The sequence below is a fragment of the Guptibacillus hwajinpoensis genome (genome assembly GCF_005144865.1).
Lineage (GTDB): Bacteria > Bacillota > Bacilli > Bacillales > Guptibacillaceae > Guptibacillus > Guptibacillus hwajinpoensis_A.
The window spans coordinates 1,330,928-1,350,982 of record NZ_SWFM01000001.1; the positions used below are offsets into that span (position 1 = coordinate 1,330,928).

Here is a 20,055-nt window from a genome sequence, read left to right on the forward strand (position 1 = left end):
ATAAGGATATACTTATATACTAATTAACGGAGGTGAAGGGATGGAGAAAACATTGGTTGAAATCGATAAAGCAGCTGCTGTCCTTAAAGTACTCGGCGATAAAACTCGTTTAACGATTATTGGTTTAATTAAAGATGGCGAATGTTGTGTTTGTGAATTCGTTGAAGTTCTTCAAATGAGTCAACCCTCTGTTAGCCAGCACCTCAGGAAATTACGTGATACTGGTCTTGTGAAGGAAAGAAGGCGTGGCCAGTGGATATTCTATTCATTGAATCAGGAACATGACGCTTTTTCAATTGTAGAAAGCGTACTTGAGCTTATTCCTGACCAAATGGACAAGCTAAAAGAATTAGAGAATAAAGGATTACGCATTTGCTGCGATTAATGGGGGAATTGTATTGACTTCTGTCTTACTAGCTATACTAATTTTTGTACTTACACTCGTGCTTGTCATCTGGCAGCCCAAGAATCTTGGGATTGGCTGGTCTGCCTGTGGAGGCGCTATACTCGCTCTGCTTGTTGGAGTTGTTAATTTTCAAGATGTTATAACGGTAACGGGCATCGTCTGGAATGCTACCTTTGCATTTATTGCGATTATATTAATCTCACTTATTCTTGATGAAATCGGCTTCTTCGAATGGGCTGCTCTACACATGGCTCGTGCAGCTAAAGGGAACGGGCTTCGCATGTTCATTTATGTTACATTGCTTGGCGCAATTGTTGCGGCACTTTTTGCTAATGATGGAGCTGCACTTATCCTAACGCCTATCGTTCTTGCGATGGTTCGAAACTTGAATTTCAAAGAAAAAATGATTCTGCCGTTCATTATGGCGAGTGGATTTATTGCGGATACGACGTCCCTACCTCTTGTTGTCAGTAATCTTGTGAACATCGTATCTGCTGACTTTTTCAATATTGGATTCGTCGAATACGCATCTCGTATGATTGTACCGAACTTCTTTTCTCTCGGTGCAAGTATTCTTGTGCTATACCTTTTCTTTAGAAAAGATATTCCAGGAAATTATGATGTGAATGAGCTACGGTTACCGAATGAAGCCATTAAAGACCACAGGATGTTCAAACTATCCTGGTTCGTTCTCGCGGTTCTTCTTGTAGGGTATTTCGCAAGTGAGTTCATTGGCGTACCGGTTTCAATTATTGCTGGTATTGTTGCGATTTTCTTCCTGCAAATGGCAAGACGAAGCAATGCTGTTGAAACAAAGAAGGTGATTCAAGGTGCTCCGTGGGCTATTGTCTTCTTCTCGATCGGGATGTATGTTGTTGTATATGGTTTAAGAAATCAGGGCTTAACAGATGTGCTTGCAGGCGTTATCCAAGCTACTGCTGATCAGGGCTTACTTGCTGCAACATTATCAATGGGCTTTATCGCAGCAATTCTGTCGTCTGTGATGAATAATATGCCAACCGTTATGATTGATGCCCTTGCAATCCAAGCAACATCAACATCCGGAACATTACGCGAAGCTTTAATCTATGCAAATATTATTGGATCAGATCTTGGACCTAAAATTACTCCAATCGGATCACTCGCAACGCTCTTATGGCTTCATGTTCTATCGTTAAAAGGTGTGAAGATTTCATGGGGTTACTACTTTAAAATCGGGATCGTCCTAACGGTTCCAACGCTGTTGATTACATTATTCGGCCTATACCTCTGGCTGCTTATCATCTAAATCGCACTTAAAAGGAGATTATTATGTCTAACAAAAAAACGATTTACTTTCTATGTACTGGAAACTCTTGCAGAAGCCAAATGGCTGAAGGATTTGGAAAGAAGCACCTTAGCGATGACTATAACGTTTATTCAGCTGGAATTGAAGCTCATGGGTTAAACCCAAACGCTGTGAAAGCGATGAAGGAAACAGGGATTGATATCACCAATCAGACTTCTGATATGATTGATAAAGAAATTCTGAACAACGCTGACCTAGTTGTTACACTATGTGGAGATGCAAATGACAAATGTCCAACAACACCGCCAAATGTTAAACGCGAGCACTGGGGTTTTGACGATCCGGCAAAAGCAGAAGGATCAGAAGAAGAGAAATGGGCATTTTTCCAGCGTGTTCGTGATGAAATTGAAGAACGTATCGCTCGTTTTGCTAAAGAAGGTAAATAAAATAAGAGAAAAAGGCACTTCAACGGACGTTGAAGTGCCTTTTCACTGGTAATGACTCAATATACCCGTGATATTTATGATATATCCGCGAAATATCATTTTTATCCGCGTTTTTTTGGTTATTTCCGCGGAAATGAAAATATATCCGCGATATTGAATGCCAGACTTCAAAAAGGGCTCTTCCACATCGTTAGTGGGAGAGTCTTCTTTTCAATTTAATCGAGCTTTTTCATTTTATATACTTCTCTGCTAATTATGAGGTCTCCAATATCATTCCGATATTTCTCATAATGGGCTGAGTTAATGTGCGACTCTACTGCTCCTTGATTTTCCCATACTTCATAAATCACAAACGTTGTATCTTCTATCGATTGATGAACGTCATATTGGACGCATCCTTCTTCATTCCTCGAACCATCGAGAACTTCTTGAAGTACCTTCCTAACGTCATCTTCATGACCTTCTTTTGGCTTCAAAATAGCTGTTACTGCAAGTTGTTCCATAGATCCTTACCTCCAATTGTCATTTACGATTAGGATAAGCATAGTAGGTCCAACTTATGAAAGCAAAAAAAGTGCTTAAGTCTACCTAGTGAGAATAGCAATTCCTTATTCCTTTTCCTGGTTACTACTTTGTTTTGAGATCGGTTTTAAGATCGTCCGTTGAAGAGGTACCCCACCCATGGATATGTTCCTTTCAATAAAAGCATACTGTTTGTCGTCAATTAGAAAACGACGATGGCCTATGTATTCAACTTCCTTACCCTGGGACTCTAGCTCCGCTTTAATGGCACGGATGTACTCATTAAAATCAAGATATCGCTCATCAAAATCAATTTGCATATGGTTTTTACGATATCCCATCAGCCAGTTAAATCCGGTTAAGGAAAGAACGATACCTCCAATTACAATAAAAACACTCCACATGTTTTGTACCTCCTTTATTATGTTATACGAACAAAAATTATAAATAGTTTCAACTATTTATAATTATATGGAACATTCCGAATGTTCGTCCCGTGTTTTAAATTCTACAAAAAGGTAAATAACACATTTAGAACCTTAAAACAGGAGGAGATTATAATGGCTTTACTAGAAATTAGCGTGGCCCCTATCGGAACAACTCAAACAAGCATGAATCATTTTGTAACGGATGCTATAAGATTGGCAGAGAAAGAAGGATTTACTTATCACATTGGTCCAACCTCAACAGTGTTCGAAGGCGATGTAGATGAGTTATTCGAATTAGCAAGGGATATTCACACAGGAGCATTAAAGAACGGGTCAGATCGTGTTGTAACGAATATTAAAATTGAGGATCGTGAGGACAATGCACTAACGATTGATGGACAAGTGAATGAAGTGAAAAGTTCGATTGGATGAGGGAGGATGGAGAACCATTCTCCTCTTTCTTCACAAAAATTAGAGCACAAAAAAAGATGAAAACTCACTCCAGAGTTTCCATCCTATTTGTCTTCATTATCATGATTATTTAATTGATGACCTTGTTCGTATTCGGCAAGTTCAAGTTGCAAACGCTTCTCCGTACGTTTTTTATCGAAATTCAGAAATAAAGCAGCTACTGCAATAAACCCTATACTTAACATTAGAAATAGTAATATCGTATCAAATGACATTCTACATAACCTCTTTTCTCTTTTTTATGGCTATTTTCGTAAACATTGTTGCTTTTAGTGTAGTGGTTGATCTCCGGTCCAGGATGCTCGCTTTTCTTGGTGCGGGCGGCGAGCCCGCAGGAGTCGAGCACCTTCCGCTCCAATCAACTATGATATGTGTTTTTTGTACAAAGCTTCTTACAAAACAACAATCGTTTAGAAAATAGCCCTTTTATAAATCTTGGGGGAATAATTATTTACCCTTTCTGGAGTAAAGTTAAACATCCCCCTCTGCTTCAGGTTTAATCGCAAAGAAAGCGAGGAGCATTGCTACGGCACTTATTCCTGCTGAAACATAGAAAACTGACTCATGTGATTGATTCATAAGAATTGCATAAACTGGTGGACCTGCTGCTACGCCAAGGAATCGTGTTGAGCTATAAAGTGAGGTGATGGTCCCTCTCTCTTCTTTTTTAACACCTTCTGTTATGAGCGCATCAAGGCATGGGAGAGCCGCTCCAATCCCGATTCCAGCAAGAAATAGAATGAGTAGCATTAACCATAGCTTGTCAGTAAATGAAACCATTAACGTAGATGCAGATACGAGTAATAAGCCGATAAATATACACCACTTCATCGTCTTTTTCTCTTCACCAATTCGCTTACCTGTTATAAAAGAAGTAAGTGACAATGCAACAAGCGGAATAGCAATGATCGCACCTTTCTTAACCCCAATAATTTTGAATTCATTTTCAAGAAAGCCCGCAAGGTAAAAAAGCACTCCAAAAAGAACGAACATAATAATACCACCAATCGCAAAAATAGCCGTAAGCCATTTGCCATCATTATGAAAGATTTCTTTTAAACAGGTTAGAAAGCAAGAAAAAGTTTGGGGATCTTCTTTTTTTTCTGGTGATTTAACAAGGAAAAACACAAGTAATATTGAAATAAGTGAGAAAACAGGAATTGATAAAAATGGTAAGTACCAAAGAAACGATGCAAGAAGTGCACCAAGTATTGGACTTAGTACTTTTCCAACTGTATTTGAAGTTTCGATAAGACCAAGACCAGCACTTACATCTTTATCACTTTTAAACAAATCACCAACAAGAGGAAGCACAACCGGTGCTGCACCGGAAGAACCAATTCCTTGTAATACTCTTCCTACAAGAATCATGACATAGGGATCTTCAAGAGACCATGCTGCCCACCCTGTCACAAGGCCACCCACTCCAGCAATAAACAAACTCGGTATGATGATTTTCTTTCTACCGAACCGATCGGATAAATAGCCTGCAACTGGAATCAACAGAATGGCTGCAATTGAATACACCGTAATGATCATCGATACTTTAAAGGATGTGATGCCAAGCTTCTTTTCAATAATCGGTAGAACAGGTATAAGCATAGAATTACCAAGTGTCATAACAAGTGGAATGGATGCAAGCGAAATAAGATCCCACTTCTTTTTATCGTCCATAAGCTTCCTCCAGTAAAAACTGCACTTCTCAAGTAGTTTGCCTGCTCTTGTTCTCGGGTATACCTTAGTAAAACCTGGCTATTTCTATACTTAATTACACTAAAAAACATTACACAAAATGAACTTTAAACATAGATAATCGTCAAAAATGTGTAACATAGCTTACAGTCACAATGTCAACTCATACTGTATACTACATGGAGATGAGCCATGTATCATTCCATTTGGAGGTCAAACACATGATCACACTTTATACTTCACCGAGCTGCACATCATGCAGAAAAGCAAAAGCCTGGCTTGAAGAACACAATCTTCCTTACGAACAACGTAACATGTTCTCAAAGCCCTTATCGGAAGACGAAATCAAAGCAATTATTCGCATGACCGAAAAAGGAACAGAAGAAATTATCTCTACTCGTTCAAAAGCTTTTGACGCTCTTGATAAAGAACTTGATGAATTGACGTTACAGGAGCTCTACAGCTTAATTAAAGAAAATCCTGGCATTCTTAAACGCCCTATCCTTCTTGATACAAAACGTCTTCAGGTTGGTTTCCATGAAGATGAAATCAGAAGCTTTCTACCAAGAAAAGTAAGAGCATTTCAGCTCGAGCAAATTCTTCAGGAAGCACAATAGAAATTAGAAAAGCGAGAGTCTCTCTCGCTTTTTTTATTTATATAACGTTGTTATTCGGTTAAATATTGGTTCTGATTGAGTAACACGTTTTCAGGGTAAGAACTAGAAGGAGAGTTATTTTAAGTTATAAAGTTCGGAGGTTTTTAGATATGTATGAAAATATCATGCTCGCATCTGACGGCTCAGCAGATTCAATCAAAGCAGCTGATCAAGCGTTCAAATTAGCCAAGCTAACAGATGCAAAAGTAGAAATTGTCTATGTCGTTGACGGAGAAACATCAAAGCATGACGTGTTACGAAACGTGGACTCTCTCGGTATGGATGAAGAAAGAAAGGACAAACTCCGTGCTGCAGAAGAGAAAGCCGTAGAAGCAAACGTAACATATGATGTCACCATTCTACGAGGCAATCCTTCAGCTACAATTGTTGAGTATGCAGAAGAGAAAAATACCGACCTTATCGTAATGGGGACTAGAGGGTTAAACGTAATACAGGAAATGGTAGTCGGCAGTGTCAGTCATCAGGTCATCCAAAAATCAAATTCACCGGTTCTCATCGTAAAATAAACCGGGATTAGAATATGAAAAGACTCCTTATTAGAAATAAGGAGTCTTTTCGTTTAATATATCAAGATAAGATTATGCCCACCAAAAGATGTAACGGAACAATAGGTTTACAAATGAGTGACCCGGAGAAACATACTCAAGTATGATAGAGCCTATATCCATTCAGAAGTGACATTCTAATAAAAGGAGGAAATACGATGAAAGCACTAGTACTTAAAGATAAAGAGTTATGGGATAACATGGCAGTTGAAGAAATTGAAACACCTACACCTAGAACAGGTGAGGTTCTTGTGAATATCCACGCTGCAGGATTAAATCCCGTTGATTATAAGACAGCTACAAACGGCGTCCCTACTTGGGAGTACCCACACATTCTCGGATTAGATGGTGCTGGTATCATTGAACAAGTAGGTGAAGATGTAACGGAATGGAAACCTGGTGATCGGGTCGTATATCACGGAGACCTAACAAAGAAAGGAACGTTTGCTGAATACGCGATTACGTCTGCCCACACGATCTCAGCTCTTCCCGATTCGATCTCGTTTGAAGATGCAGCCGCCATACCAACTGCTGGTTATACAGCTTATCAAGCACTCTTCCGCAAACTTCATATTCACAAAGGTCAGAAGATCCTTATTCACGCTGGAGCAGGTGGCGTTGGAGGATTTGCGATCCAGATGGCAAAATACTTAGGCTTAACTGTTATCACAACTGCATCCAAACGCAATCACGACTATGTTAAAAAACTGGGTGCGGATTATGCGATTGATTACAAAGAAGAGGATTTCGTTGAAAGAGTTCTTGAGATTACGAATGGTATTGGAGTAAACGCCGTACTCGATGCAGTTAGTGGAGATAACGCGACAAAGTCACTTGATACGTTAACATTTAACGGACAAATTGCTTATATTGCTGGAGCTCCAGACTTTACTCAAGGGGTATCTTTCGCTCGTCCCCTTTCCTTTCATCAGATTGCACTAGGTGGCGTTCATCAATCATCTAATACTGCAGAACAAGCGGACCTTGCATCAATGGGGGATGAAATGATCAATCTTCTTCTTGGTGGATATGTAGATCCTATGATTCAGCAAATTGTTTCCCTAGAAGATGTTCCACAGGCGCTAGTTGAATTATCCGAACGTCATGTAACGGGAAAGATTGTTGCAAGGGTTAAGGAGTAGCTGAATACTTAATCGTTCTCATAATATGAGGACGATTTTTTTATGTATATGAAACAGACTCTGTTAACTGCTTCCGTTTTGTAGATATACCTAATGGGTAATGGAATGTATAACTCCATTGTACGAGGTGACTTTCAATGACTACTCTAGAACTAATTTCAATCATCGCTCTTTCGATTGGGCTTCTCTCGTCGCTCATTATCTTGATCGATATCATTCGTCATCCACAAATGATGACAATCATGAACGTCGTCTGGCCAATAAATGGCTGGTTTTTCGGTCCATTTGCGATTTGGTCTTATTATAAATGGGGCCGATTGAAAGCAAAGAATTTGGACTATGATGATAACCGCGGCACCCCCGCCAAGGTGTTTATGTCTACTAGTCACTGCTCTGCTGGTTGTACACTAGGAGATGCAGTTGGTGTACCAATTGTTGCTATAACAGGTTTTGCTCTTATGGGCTCCATCCTTTATACGCATTATCTAGTTGAGTTCATTCTTGCATACGGCTTTGGCATTCTATTTCAGTTCTATGCCATTTATCCTATGAACCAAGAGAAAGGTGCCTGGAATGCCATTAAAGAAGCTGCGAAGGCTGATACACTCTCCCTTATCGCATTTGAAATCGGTATGTTCGGTTGGATGGCTATTGTTCATTTTGTTCTGTTCACGGAACCTCCCAAACCTGATTCTGCCGTCTACTGGTTTATGATGCAGATTGCGATGATCTTAGGTTTTGCGACAAGCTACCCTGCGAATTGGTGGCTAGTGAAGAGAGGCATTAAAGAAGCAATGTAGAAAGTCGGGTCTAAGCCCGGCTTTTTTTATATCACAGAGGAACTTCCTTTTTGAATTCCCAGTATTCTCTTCCCCCACCTTTGTATCGAAAGTACAATTCTACATAAATATCTAAAAAAAATAAAGATTGCCACAACTAAACGGATATGCTAAGATATTTCGAAATAAGAGGTGAACGATATGGTTAATTTGAATTTTGTCGTACAACTTCATCATCACAGTTAGCCTTGCTATCCGATTGCTTCAAAAATCGCGTATAGGAAGGCTATTACTCGTAACCGCATGAACCTGAAGAGCATGATTCTTCATTCTATGCGGTTTTTTTGTATTCAAAACGAAGGGATGAGTTAAATGAAAAAGCTAAAGGATCAGAACGTCAAAGGAACAATGGACTACTTACCAGAGGAGGAAGTGATACGACGAAACATAAGAAGAACACTGGAAGACAAATTCATTCAATACAACTGTCTGCCACTTGAAACGCCTATCCTAAATAAACAGGAGCTCATGGCGTCTAAATATGCAGGTGGTGCAGAAATTTTAGAAGAAATGTATTCCTTATCTGATCGTGGTGAACGAGAGCTTGCTCTTCGGTATGATTTAACAATACCGTTTGCCAAAGTGGTTGCTATGAATCCAGATTTGCAAATGCCTTTTAAACGATATGAAATCGGTAAGGTTTTTCGAGATGGGCCGGTAAAACCAGGCCGATTCAGAGAGTTTACACAGTGTGATGTTGATATTACAGGTGTGGACTCACAACTAGCGGAAGCTGAATTAATGGAGATGGCATTTGATATATTCGACAAGCTTAATCTTGACGTTACAATCCAATATAACAATCGCAAACTTCTCTCGGGATTGCTTGACTCCCTTTCCATTCCAAATCCACTCTTGAATGACGTTATCTTAACGCTTGATAAGCTAGAGAAGATTGGGATGGTGGGTGTAAAAAAAGAACTCCAGAAAAAAGGGATAGCGTCTCAATCAATAAGACGTGTCGAAAAGGGAACGCAGGATTGGATCGACAAAGACATTAGCTACTTTAAGAAATTCTCTTCCGTTAACGAAAAAGTTGAAAAAGGCTTACTGGAACTCGAAGAACTAACCTCCTACCTTGAAGGACTAGGTTTGCAAAACCGATGTAAATTTAACCCGTTTCTAGCCAGAGGACTCGACATCTACACAGGTACTATCTACGAAATTTTCTTAGCCGATCAATCCATTACATCTAGCATCGGGAGCGGAGGACGCTATGATAGTGCGATTGGTGGATTACTTGGAACAGATGAACCCGTCTCAACTGTAGGGATCTCATTTGGGCTTGATGTAATCTTAACAGCTATCAAAAGTAAAGAAATCGCTCTTGTTAAAGACGAGAAACCAGATTATCTTATTATCCCGATTGGGGCAAAACGAGAGGCCCTTATTGTAGCCTCCACTTATCGAAATAAAGGCTATCGAACAGAACTTGATATGAGTGGGAAACGCACTGGAAAGTCACTCGACCGCGCCAATAAAAGAGGAATCAATCAAGTCATACTTGTTGGAGAACAGGAAGTTGAACGCAATGAAATCGTACTTAAATTATTGAATGAAGGAACAGAGGAACGACTTTCATTTCAGTTTTAATGCACTAGTTCTAACAAAAGAGCGATAGATAACAGTGTAAGCCGCATCTATCGCTCTTTCAAAATAACTTCCTTGAAAAAACACTAATCTAATTTTTAGGATCTCAATAGTATCTCATTACAATGGCATGTTACTTGTTTTTTCAACTTGTGAAGAATCACTTTCTTTATCCTTTGAAAGGAACCAACCTCCAACTGCAATGAGAAGCAGTACAGTATAGAACGTCACCTTCCATACTAAAGATTTTGCAAACGCTTCTGGTAATACGCTTAATTCAGGATGGGACAATGTATATACTGATAATTTAACACCTACCCAACCTACAATCATAAACGCTGCAATCTCTAAACCTGGCTTCGATTTCAGTAATGTAACGAAGTAATTAGCTGCAAATCGCATAATAATCAATCCAATAATCCCACCAGCGAAAATAACAAGGAATTTCCCTCCATCCAAACCACCAATTTGAGGAAGAGATGTATTCGGGAGTGTCACCGCTAATGCAACTGCTGCAAGAATAGAATCAACCGCAAAAGCAATGTCTGCTAGTTCAATTTTAAAGACCGTTCCCCAGAAGCTGGATTTTTTCTTTTCTTTATTTTCCACATCTTGCTTTATGCCTTTTTTGAAAATGATTTTTCGAACAATATGATTGATCGCAATAAACAACAGATACAGTGCTCCAATTGCTTGCACCTGCCATACATGCACTAGAAACGAAATGGCGAAAAGTGATGCGAATCGAAAAACAAAAGCACCCGCTAACCCGTAAAATAAAGCTTTTTTGCGCTGTTCCTCCGGTAGATGTTTAACCATAATAGCTAATACTAGTGCATTGTCTGCTGCTAGTAGCCCCTCAAGTCCAATTAGAAGCAGTAGAACCCAACCGTACTCAAACAATATAGAAAACTCCATTTCCATCCCCCTTATTCTCTTCTTTTTGTTGAAATTCTGACCACAAAAATAACCTTTACCCGCAAGTGGTAAAGGTTTAAAAAAATAAAGACCTTTACCAAAAAGTAAAGGTCTTGCTAACAACAGTTAAGTTGCCAACAAAGCCGAGAGTGCGAACACTCTGGAATGACGACTTTGTTGTAAAAGCTACTCCCCTTTAGGAGTCCGATTATTAGATTGTTAAGATTATAGTAAATTAAGGACTAGCTATCCGTCAAGATCTTTTTTTATTGGCTTTTTTCTAAAAGGCTCTTTTCTAAAAGATTGTTACTTTTAAAAGATTTTTTATAGAGAACTCCACTTAGCTGATTGTAGCGGAAGGATGCTCGACTCCTGCGGGAGGAGCGGGACAGGTGAGACGCCGCAGCGTTAGCGACGAAGAGGTTCACCGCCCGCCCCGTGGAAAGCGAGCACCTGAAGCGCAAATCTGCCTCTACTCTTATAGCAACAATGTCTACGAAAACAGCCTTTTAATTTAAGGCTTCTTACAAGAAAAAAGTAAAAACAACGGGATTCTTTTTCTTCGTTCATACTCCTCTTCACTTTCGAAGTTTTCTCTTCGAGGCGTACCTTCGCGAAGCGCTTGAATTTCAAAACCCGCACGCTGCAAAGAAAGGAAATACTCTTCGATCGATCGGTGGTACTTCACAACTTCTTCACCAATCCAGGGTTCAATTCTTTTACCAGAAGAAAAGTAATCATCTACAATCCAATTCGAACGCTTTCCTCCTTGCATACTTTTAAACGAAGCTGTTACCACAGGATGTTGAAGACTAAAAACAAATTCCCCACATGATTTCAATGTGCGATAAACCTTTTTCATAACTTGCTCAACATCTTCTATGTAATGTAGAACTAATTGAGATACCACACGGTCAAACGAGTCCGCTGGATACTCGTATTCTTCTAATGAGGAATGTTGTACGCGGCCACTTGTTCCCTCTAGCTTACTAGCAGCTCTTTCGCACATGTTCTTAGATCCATCAATTCCTAGATAAGACGAACAGTTACGCTTCAACAACTCTTCACCAAGCGTGGCATCACCACAGCCAAGATCAAGAATGCTTAAGCCAGTTATGTCCCCTAGAAGGTCGAACAGTGCTGGATTCTCAATTAGCTTGTTCGGGCTCTCATCCCGATGTCTTCTTACCATATAGTGATCGTAGAATTCCTTATTGTCATAAACAGACGAACCTTTATATTCCAAATCTGTTTCCTCCTTCATTCTGGGCATTCTGCATACAATTCGATAGTAGGTCTCAATCTCCTTTTTATTTTTTTCAAAAAAAAGTAAGGATGACTCGAAAACTCAAGCCATCCTTACCGCGCTCCCTTTTTAAGTTATATCTTTTAAACAAGAACTACCAAAATACAGACTTTAATAGACATTCCAGTACCCTGTTTACCTCTCTCCTCTTTTCTATTTTATGTTATTCAGCCCTGCTCTACTAACTTAAATCTTTAATGCTGACCCTACTTAAAACCTATCTATTTTCGATCCTAATTCCTTCCAATCATTCACGTGGACAAACACACATTTTACCTTTATTGGACAAATATACGTGTCTTTGTCCCTCCGTGATACGTACTATGCCATTACAAGTGTTTATATAAAATCTTGAAAGGATGTATTAAATTGCAGGCTAACTTTTCTCATATGAAAGATTATATCGGTCACAATGTACAAATCAATCGTGGAGGTCCAGAAAAACAATTTGGTGAACTGCTTGATCTTCAAAAGGACTTCTTAACGGTTAAAGGGGAAAACGATGTTGTATTCTACTATCACGCAGCCCACTTAAAAAGTGTCACAGTTAACACGAAAGAGGAACTTGAGGTAACAGTGACACCTATCCCTGAAGAGAAGGTAGTCACATTTGCTAAAGCTGATAGCTTCAATGAACTTCTTCAGGCATTGCAATATAGCTGGGTGCAAATTAACCGCGGCGGTCCAGAAAAAGTAGAAGGTGCACTTCTTTCAATTAGTGAAGATCACGTGATTCTTGCTAACGATGCTGAGTTAATGCACATTTCCATGTTCCATATTAAAAGTGTGAGCAACCCGGTTACGACCAAACAGGAAGAAGATTCTAACGAGAACAACGATTCCAATGACAATAAGGATGAGAATCAGTCCAATAATGAAGACACTAAAGAAAAAAGCAATCAAAAAAAGAGGACAACAAGCAACAATCGTAACTCTAGCCTTTTCTCTAACAACTGGCAACCAGTACAAAGAAGAAAGTCTTCTTCAAGCAAGAAAGGGTGCTAGCAATGGGAAGCAACCTCAAATATTTAGATGATTGCATTGGCCGTATTGTTCAAGTCGATCGTGGTGGACCAGAGTCCCAATCAGGAATATTACTCGCTAACCGAGACGATTTCTTCATTCTAAAGGGTGAAAACGAAGCCACTTTTTATTACCAGCATGCTCATGTAAAGAGTATTTCGTTGAACACTCAAGACGGTTTCGCACTAACTAACGTCCTCTTAGAGGAAGAGTTATCAGAAAGTATTACTTTTACGGATGTTCTTAATGAGTTGCGACACAAATGGGTGAATATCAACCGAGGAGGTCCATCAAAAATGGAAGGTGTGATTGATAACGTTCAAGGCGATGTCTTAACACTCATCCATCAGAACACACTCCTTACTGTACCGATTTTCCACATTCGTAACGTTACTTTAGGGGCTCCAAAAATCGAAGAAAACGAAGAACCGGGAGGAAAGAATAATGACAAATTTTAACGGCGAGCACATGGCTAATATGAAAGGAAAACAATGTCAGGTCAATCTTAAAGGACCAGAAGCAAAATCTGGGTTACTTCTTAATGCTGAGGAAGATCACCTGATGTTGCAAACAGAAGATGAAATTGTTTATTACAATCTTAATCATGTAAAGAGCGTGTCCATCGATACAACAGAAACTTCTGAAACAACAGAAGAAATGTTTCTAAATCCTATTAATGAGAAATCATTCGGAGAAGTAGCTAAAGCTATGCAACATAAATGGGTTACAATCAATCGTGGTGGACCAGAGCATATGGAAGGTGTCCTTGCCTCTGCTGAAGGTGACCACCTCGTACTATTAAAAGACCGTGAACTAGTTCGTGTATCATTTTTCCATATTAAGAGTTTGAGTACAATTCAAACCAAAATTAAAGTAGTACCTGAGAAAGAAGAATTAAACAGAGCATAATCATTATATTGTGAGATGAGCGGAGAACAATGATAGCAACACTAACAATATCATCATCAGGCTATTTCATGTACCAACTCATTAAACTTGCTGTGCGATCAATTATCGGGCCCATCGCTATGATAAAGTTAATTCATTTCGTGAAGAGGGATCGACTTGCATCATACTTCTATTATATTCACGATAGTCGTTTTCCTCCTCACTATTAGAATCATTTTTTGGAAACACGTTTGAAAGAAAGGGGGTCTAGCGTGAGCAATTTAACTGACTTAATAGATGAAACCATTAAATTGAAACTTAACGGAAACAGTGATTTGATAGGAGTTCTCATCGACTCAGGGAACGATGTACTTGTCCTTTATGATGGTGAGAAATTTATCTATGTCTCGCAATTCCATGTCCACTATTACGAAGTTTGCACGAATGAAGGTGACAAAATCGCGAAACCAAAAGGTTCTTTATTTACTGAACCTGAGACGTTAAACTCGATCTCATTTCGAAAAACCTTACAGGAATCTAGAGGAGTTTTCACTGAAGTATTCGTTTCTGGTCACCAAAGCATACACGGTTATATAACAAGTCTCATGAATGATTACATCGTCTTTCAAAGTCCTATCTATAAAACCATGTATATATCACTCAAGCATTTGAAGTGGCTGATACCTTATCCTCAAAATGTACGACCTTATGAGCTTACAGAAAGTGAATTCCCTGTCGTTCCGATCGGATTATCATTAGCTCGAACATTAGAAGAACAATTGAAAAAGTTACTTGATCAAGTGGTCATCTTTGACCTTAATGAAAATCCCAATAAAGCAGGAAAACTAACGAGCATGCAAGGTAATCAGATTACGTTAACGAGAGCGCGAAACCAGCCTGTTTACTTAAATTACCATCACATTAAAACGGTTCACTTTCCTTAACCTACGATCATCTACCCCATCCTTCTGCGATAGGTACGTTCGTCCGTTATTCACTAACGGACATTTTGTCTTTTTTCACCTACTCCCCTCTTATCATTCCACCTCTTTGCCCTATTACCTACCCTATCTATATCTTTAGTTGTATTCGACTATAGTTCTAACAAACAAAGCCGATAGGTAGTTGTCAGTATTTGACGTGTTTTGTAGAGGAGATCGAAATACATTGAAGAAATCCCTACTTATGCTAAATCTAAGGGGGCTTCAACCATAATGAAAAACGGAAAATTATTTTCGACTTTAGGAGCAAGTTTACTCGCTGGTTCATTACTTGTATCAGGTGGAGCTAGTGCTAACGTATCAGGTCCAATTGTTGAAACAAGTCTGCATGATCACGTTGAACTTGATTCAGCAATGATGGATATGAGGAATGTACTAAATAAAGTGTTGCCAACTGGAACACAGTTAAATGCGGCCGATACTCTAATTAGCCAGGCAGGCGCTGGTGTCAAAATCAAATGGAATTCCCTCTTCGGAACACCATCTATGATCATGAAAGACCAGGGATACCTTACAGAAGCTTCAAACAAAAATGCAGAAACCATTGCGCGGAACTGGTTAGAAGAAAACGCTGCACTATTTGGAGTGAAGGCTTCTGAGATTGCTAATTTAAAAGTAACTCGAAACTATGCAATGAAGGGTACTGGTCTTCAACCTGTTACATTCCAACAAACGTTTGATGGAATTGAATCGGTTTATGGAGGACGCGTTATCGTTGCTGTTAACAAAGAAGGTAAAATACTATCTGTTACAGGAAACATGAGCCGCTCCAATTCTCTTGCAGACAATTTCGAACTTACGTCTACTGAAGCGCTAAGCAAAGCAATTGAGCTACAAAGCCCCTCGATTTCCTACACGCCTAAACTAATCAATACTGAAAAAGGCTGGGACGTATTCGGTGCAGACGTTCTTCCTGCTAAGCAACGTGTGAAAAAAGCAACATTCATTACGGAAGACGGCGTTCGTCCTGCTTACCGCGTCTTATTCATTGAAAAGCTAAATGAAGGATACGAGATTGTGGTCGATGCAGCTACAGGCGAACAATTGTACAAGCGCTCCCTTGTTGACTATCTAGCAGATCCAGAAGGACTAATTTTTGAAAACTTCCCTGGTGCGCCAAAGGGTGGAACACAAACTGTGAAGTCATTTAATGGTGACCCTAAGGCATCACCGAATGGCTGGTTATTACCCGGCACTCCTCTTGGTGTTACTACATTCGGAAACAATGCAAATACGTTTGCGAACTGGAGCAACTTTATCGCACCTGCAGATCAAGCAGTAAGGCCAGTTGCACCACTTGGCGAATTCAGCTTTACATTTAAAGATTCATGGAAAAAGACAAACGGACAGACAGTTCCTCCTTCTTACGCTGATGATCTAAATAGTGCATCAACAAACCTTTTCTATCACCATAACCTTTTCCATGATTATTTCTATAACCTTGGTTGGGTAGAAGCTGCTGGTAACTTACAGCTTTCTAACTTCGGCAAAGGCGGTATGGATGGGGATGCAATTCTTGGTCTTGTACAGGCAGGCGCAGCATCAGGTGGCGCACCAACTTACACGGGCCGTGACAATGCCTACATGCTGACGTTACCAGATGGGATTCCGGCATGGAGCGGAATGTTCTTATGGGAGCCTATTGCAGGTGCATTTGAAGGCTCTTATGCAGATGGAGACTTCGACGCAGGAATCATCTATCATGAGTACTCACACGCCTTATCCACTCGACTAGTAGCTGGTGGCGAAGCACTTGGAAGTCACCAATCTGGTTCAATGGGTGAAGGCTGGGGTGACTGGTACGGCATGCACTACCTGCTGAAAAAAGGCTTGCAAGATAAACCAGTCGTTGGCGGCTATGTAACCGGAAATATGGAGAGTGGGATTCGAAGCTATGCGTTAGATGACGCTCCATATAACTACGGAGATATTGGTTATGATGTAGGAGGGCCTGAAGTTCACTCTGATGGTGATATCTGGGCAGCAATTCTATGGCAAGTAAGGGAAGAATTAATTGAAACATACGGTAAAACAGAAGGTGAATCCATTGCCGAACACCTTGTTATGGATGCGATGCCGATTTCCGTTCCTGAGCCTTCAATGGAAGACATGAGAACAGCGATTATCGCATCGGACTTTGAGCGTTATGGCGGTGAGCACTATGATGCCCTATGGAAAGCATTTGCACAGCGTGGCTTAGGTTCTGATGCTTATTCTAACGGTGGTAATGATACAGATCCAATCCCAGCATTCAACCATCCAGATGGACAGCACAATGGACAGATTTCGGGTACTGTTATTAATGCAGCAACGAATAAGCCAATTAAAGATGCTCGTATCATTATTGGTGAATTTGAAGCTAGAACAAGTCCACTCTCCGTTACAACGGAAGAAGGAAAGTTTGCAACATATATGGTGGAAGGTACTTACAACATCACCATACAAGCAAAAGGATTTGGTTCTAGAACAATTGAAGACGTTACGATTAAACCTGGTAAGAAAAATAACCTTTCATTTAAACTATCACCTAACGTTGCTTCATCCTTTAACGGTGCATCTATTGCGAATGTTTCAGGTGAATCTGACAGCAACCCAGTAAAGTTCGCGATTGATGATACTGAAGCAAGTGTATACGCTACTGATACGCAAGAAAATGGATTCAAAGGATCAGACTTTGTTGTTGATTTAGCGGGTGACGAAGCAGTCGATATCTCTCACATCCAGGTAAGTGCAATGAAGGATATTTCAAAAGCTAGATTTGCAACGCTTAAGAACTTTACCGTACAAACTTCAATGGACGGGAAGAACTGGACAACTGTCGTAAGAGAAAAATTCTCTGCTCAAAAACCTAGACCGACAGTAGCAGATCTTCATTACAAAGGATTTGACTTAGACCAGCCTGTGAAAGCTAAATTCCTTAAATTTATTGCACACGATTCACAAGACAATTCTAAAGGATACGTTCAAGTTGCAGACGTCCAGGCATTCACATCTAAGAAAGCACAAATTGAGCCAGTTACACTCCAACCAGAAGAGCCATTTAGCGCTGAGGGTACTGTTCAAGCAGGAAACGCCGGAACTGGAATCGGAAACCTTGCTGACGTGCCAGCCACTCTCGCTGTTACGGAGAATGAATTCGTAACGACTCAAAATCCAGAGCCAGCTTCTCAAGGTGCTGACGGTTATGTCGTTACTCTTCCTGCACAATATGGTGATGGCATCCATAACTTCACATTAGAAGGATTAAGCGATACCGAATACGACTACGATGTTTATTTCTACAACAAGAACTTTGAACCAATTGGTGGAGTTGCAACCGCTGGTGCTAATGAAGCTGGAGTCATTCCTGGAGGCACAAAATATGTGTATGTAGGATTGTACTCAGGAGCAAATGTACCGTTTACGTTTACAGCAACCAGCCCATATTAATAATTGTAGACTCTACCACAAAAGCGAGCTTGCATGACAAGCTCGCTTTTGTGTCGTTTTATTTCTGCTTATATGGCTCAATTTACTAGCCAACTTAGTAGAACAGCAAAATATGTTAATCCGAAATACCCTATAAAAAATTAACCTATATAGCGAATTCCCTTCGGCAGCTGATTAAACCTAGTTCTTTGGGTTGGATATCCTTCAATTTTAGGTAAATGATCAACCGCATCATTAAAGGATTCCTTGTGAATGGTGTCTTTATGTTTGGATTTGTTTGGAATAAACATCACCCTGTCTGAACCACATTTTAAAACTATCTAACTCTTATTTTAGTAAGTAAGGCTATTTTCGTAAACATCGTCGCGCTATAAGAGGAGTGGTTGATTTGCGCTCCAGGATGCTCGCTTTCCGCGGGGCGGGCCGGTGAGCCTCCTCGTCGCTAACGCTCCTGTGGGGTCTCACCTGTCCCGCTAGTCCCGCAGGAGTCGAGCACCTTCCGCTCCAATCAACTATAAAGTTGTGATCTCTATAGATAATCTTTTAAAAGCAACAATCTTTCAGAGAAGAACCTTTAGAAAGGAGCTTATAATAAAGTTAAAAGGTTTTCACAATGTATTGAAAGAAGGATCTTTCCTGAAAGATTTTATATTGATGACCTATTTAATTATCAGTCTATGAGCATAACCCTTTTCATCAAGTAAGGCTCCTATAAGTAAGGCTAAGTACAATTGCTTAGCTTTACTTCATTGATTTATTGTCAAACCTATACATATTTACTTTGTTATCAATTAACCAGAATTCTATGGATTTCTCTCTCTTTTTATCTACATAGCCAATAATATTTGCTCCTTGTTCCGAGCGAAAATATTGATTACTCCCATATGCATTTATAACATCTTCCTTTTTATCACCAATTTTTATTCCTTTTTCAGTTTCCAGGTTGCTGTTGTAAATAATTAACCTCGTCATCTCACCTGTTTTATTTACCGCTACTTCCATTCCTTTCTTTAACTCAAAATAGGCATAATCTGATACATCTCTACTTTGTTCTGTCATCTTTTCATACTTATTTGATATTTCTTCACTATAAAAATCCTCATTTAGAAACACACCATCGATGTTTCCTGAGCTAAATCTGATGTGTTTGTAAATACGTGATGATATGTGCGTGGAAAAGTATGGTTAAATGAAAATGCAGTTAATAAAAGAATAACTCCAAATGTAATAGTAAAGATGATTCTATTCCTTCTCATATTAAGCTCCTTAATAATTTCAATCGTCTATAAGTATTTTACCGTATATTTCATTGTGCCTACCGAAATAAAAAAAACCGCATCTTTGCAAAGATGCAGTCATTGAAGAGAAATTATGTGTTATAAATGATACACTTTATTGGTTTTCCCTGATCGTTAAGAAGCAGTAAGTTCTTTCAAAGCGATCA

The 20,055-nt window shown here is 39.6% G+C and carries 21 protein-coding genes; 14 read left to right on the plus strand and 7 right to left on the minus strand.

From position 1 onward, the window contains the following. Positions 1-40 precede the first annotated feature (40 nt). Genes FBF83_RS06630 through arsC form a run of 3 tightly spaced genes read left to right on the plus strand, consistent with a single transcriptional unit; the run spans position 41 to position 2,140 of the window. Complete coding sequence (locus FBF83_RS06630) at positions 41-385, plus strand: ArsR/SmtB family transcription factor (protein WP_136946300.1); 345 nt, start codon at positions 41-43, stop codon at positions 383-385. Between the two features lie 13 nt (positions 386-398). Next, the gene (locus FBF83_RS06635; RefSeq protein WP_136946301.1) at positions 399-1,694 is read left to right on the plus strand and encodes an arsenic transporter; all 1,296 of its coding nucleotides are present in this window, start codon (positions 399-401) and stop codon (positions 1,692-1,694) included. 23 nt (positions 1,695-1,717) lie between these two features. Beyond that, a complete protein-coding gene (gene arsC, locus FBF83_RS06640) occupies positions 1,718-2,140 on the plus strand; it encodes an arsenate reductase (thioredoxin) (protein ID WP_136946302.1) in 423 nt (140 codons plus the stop codon). A gap of 215 nt (positions 2,141-2,355) precedes the next feature. Here arsC and FBF83_RS06645 read toward each other — a convergent pair whose 3' ends face one another. Beyond that, complete coding sequence (locus FBF83_RS06645) at positions 2,356-2,643, minus strand: putative quinol monooxygenase (protein ID WP_136946303.1); 288 nt, start codon at positions 2,641-2,643, stop codon at positions 2,356-2,358. 105 nt (positions 2,644-2,748) lie between these two features. Continuing rightward, positions 2,749-3,066, minus strand: coding sequence for a hypothetical protein (locus FBF83_RS06650; RefSeq protein WP_136946304.1), 318 nt, complete (start codon positions 3,064-3,066; stop codon positions 2,749-2,751). 156 nt (positions 3,067-3,222) lie between these two features. Between FBF83_RS06650 and FBF83_RS06655 the strand changes: the two genes are divergently transcribed. Continuing rightward, complete coding sequence (locus tag FBF83_RS06655) at positions 3,223-3,522, plus strand: MTH1187 family thiamine-binding protein (protein WP_136946305.1); 300 nt, start codon at positions 3,223-3,225, stop codon at positions 3,520-3,522. An 83-nt stretch (positions 3,523-3,605) separates the two neighbouring features. On the opposite strand, the gene FBF83_RS20755 is transcribed toward FBF83_RS06655, so the two are convergent. Together FBF83_RS20755 and FBF83_RS06660 are read right to left on the minus strand one after the other, a co-directional pair. Continuing rightward, complete coding sequence (locus FBF83_RS20755; protein WP_169525217.1) at positions 3,606-3,776, minus strand: hypothetical protein; 171 nt, start codon at positions 3,774-3,776, stop codon at positions 3,606-3,608. 256 nt (positions 3,777-4,032) lie between these two features. Then, the gene (locus FBF83_RS06660) at positions 4,033-5,235 is read right to left on the minus strand and encodes an MFS transporter (protein WP_136946306.1); all 1,203 of its coding nucleotides are present in this window, start codon (positions 5,233-5,235) and stop codon (positions 4,033-4,035) included. Positions 5,236-5,474: 239 nt separating this feature from the next. Between FBF83_RS06660 and spxA the strand changes: the two genes are divergently transcribed. The 5 genes from spxA (at position 5,475) to FBF83_RS06685 (ending at position 10,049) form a co-directional block, all read left to right on the plus strand. Next, the gene (gene spxA, locus FBF83_RS06665) at positions 5,475-5,870 is read left to right on the plus strand and encodes a transcriptional regulator SpxA (RefSeq protein ID WP_136946307.1); all 396 of its coding nucleotides are present in this window, start codon (positions 5,475-5,477) and stop codon (positions 5,868-5,870) included. A gap of 149 nt (positions 5,871-6,019) precedes the next feature. Beyond that, positions 6,020-6,436, plus strand: a complete 417-nt coding sequence (locus tag FBF83_RS06670; protein ID WP_136946308.1) for a universal stress protein — start codon at positions 6,020-6,022, stop codon at positions 6,434-6,436. Between the two features lie 197 nt (positions 6,437-6,633). After that, the gene (locus tag FBF83_RS06675) at positions 6,634-7,617 is read left to right on the plus strand and encodes a zinc-binding dehydrogenase (RefSeq protein ID WP_136946309.1); all 984 of its coding nucleotides are present in this window, start codon (positions 6,634-6,636) and stop codon (positions 7,615-7,617) included. A gap of 137 nt (positions 7,618-7,754) precedes the next feature. Then, positions 7,755-8,417, plus strand: coding sequence for a DUF4396 domain-containing protein (locus FBF83_RS06680; protein ID WP_136946310.1), 663 nt, complete (start codon positions 7,755-7,757; stop codon positions 8,415-8,417). Between the two features lie 351 nt (positions 8,418-8,768). Continuing rightward, positions 8,769-10,049 (plus strand): histidine--tRNA ligase, encoded by a 1,281-nt coding sequence (locus FBF83_RS06685; protein WP_136946311.1) that lies wholly within the window; start codon positions 8,769-8,771, stop codon positions 10,047-10,049. A gap of 117 nt (positions 10,050-10,166) precedes the next feature. Here the strand turns inward: FBF83_RS06685 and FBF83_RS06690 are convergent, their stop codons facing one another. Together FBF83_RS06690 and FBF83_RS06695 are read right to left on the minus strand one after the other, a co-directional pair. Next, positions 10,167-10,964 carry a TerC family protein gene (locus FBF83_RS06690; protein ID WP_136946312.1) on the minus strand — a complete coding sequence of 266 codons (798 nt, stop codon included), beginning with the start codon at positions 10,962-10,964 and terminating at the stop codon, positions 10,167-10,169. A gap of 514 nt (positions 10,965-11,478) precedes the next feature. Next, positions 11,479-12,210 carry a class I SAM-dependent DNA methyltransferase gene (locus FBF83_RS06695; RefSeq protein WP_136946313.1) on the minus strand — a complete coding sequence of 244 codons (732 nt, stop codon included), beginning with the start codon at positions 12,208-12,210 and terminating at the stop codon, positions 11,479-11,481. 429 nt (positions 12,211-12,639) lie between these two features. Here FBF83_RS06695 and FBF83_RS06700 point away from each other — a divergent pair, with 429 nt between their 5' ends. From FBF83_RS06700 to FBF83_RS06720, 5 genes are all read left to right on the plus strand, one after another. Then, positions 12,640-13,275, plus strand: a complete 636-nt coding sequence (locus tag FBF83_RS06700; RefSeq protein WP_136946314.1) for a spore coat protein — start codon at positions 12,640-12,642, stop codon at positions 13,273-13,275. Between the two features lie 2 nt (positions 13,276-13,277). Continuing rightward, the gene (locus FBF83_RS06705; protein ID WP_136946315.1) at positions 13,278-13,751 is read left to right on the plus strand and encodes a spore coat protein; all 474 of its coding nucleotides are present in this window, start codon (positions 13,278-13,280) and stop codon (positions 13,749-13,751) included. Further along, entirely contained in the window at positions 13,738-14,202 is a 465-nt protein-coding gene (locus tag FBF83_RS06710) for a hypothetical protein (RefSeq protein ID WP_136946316.1), read from the plus strand. The genes FBF83_RS06705 and FBF83_RS06710 overlap by 14 nt, the downstream gene beginning before the upstream one ends. 251 nt (positions 14,203-14,453) lie before the next feature. Continuing rightward, positions 14,454-15,125, plus strand: coding sequence for a DUF2642 domain-containing protein (locus FBF83_RS06715; RefSeq protein ID WP_136946317.1), 672 nt, complete (start codon positions 14,454-14,456; stop codon positions 15,123-15,125). 270 nt (positions 15,126-15,395) lie between these two features. Further along, on the plus strand, positions 15,396-18,611 hold the full coding sequence (locus tag FBF83_RS06720; protein ID WP_136946318.1) for a M36 family metallopeptidase: 3,216 nt from the start codon (positions 15,396-15,398) through the stop codon (positions 18,609-18,611). 741 nt (positions 18,612-19,352) lie between these two features. Here the strand turns inward: FBF83_RS06720 and FBF83_RS06725 are convergent. After that, positions 19,353-19,724, minus strand: a complete 372-nt coding sequence (locus FBF83_RS06725) for a hypothetical protein (protein WP_136946319.1) — start codon at positions 19,722-19,724, stop codon at positions 19,353-19,355. Positions 19,725-20,055 lie beyond the last annotated feature (331 nt).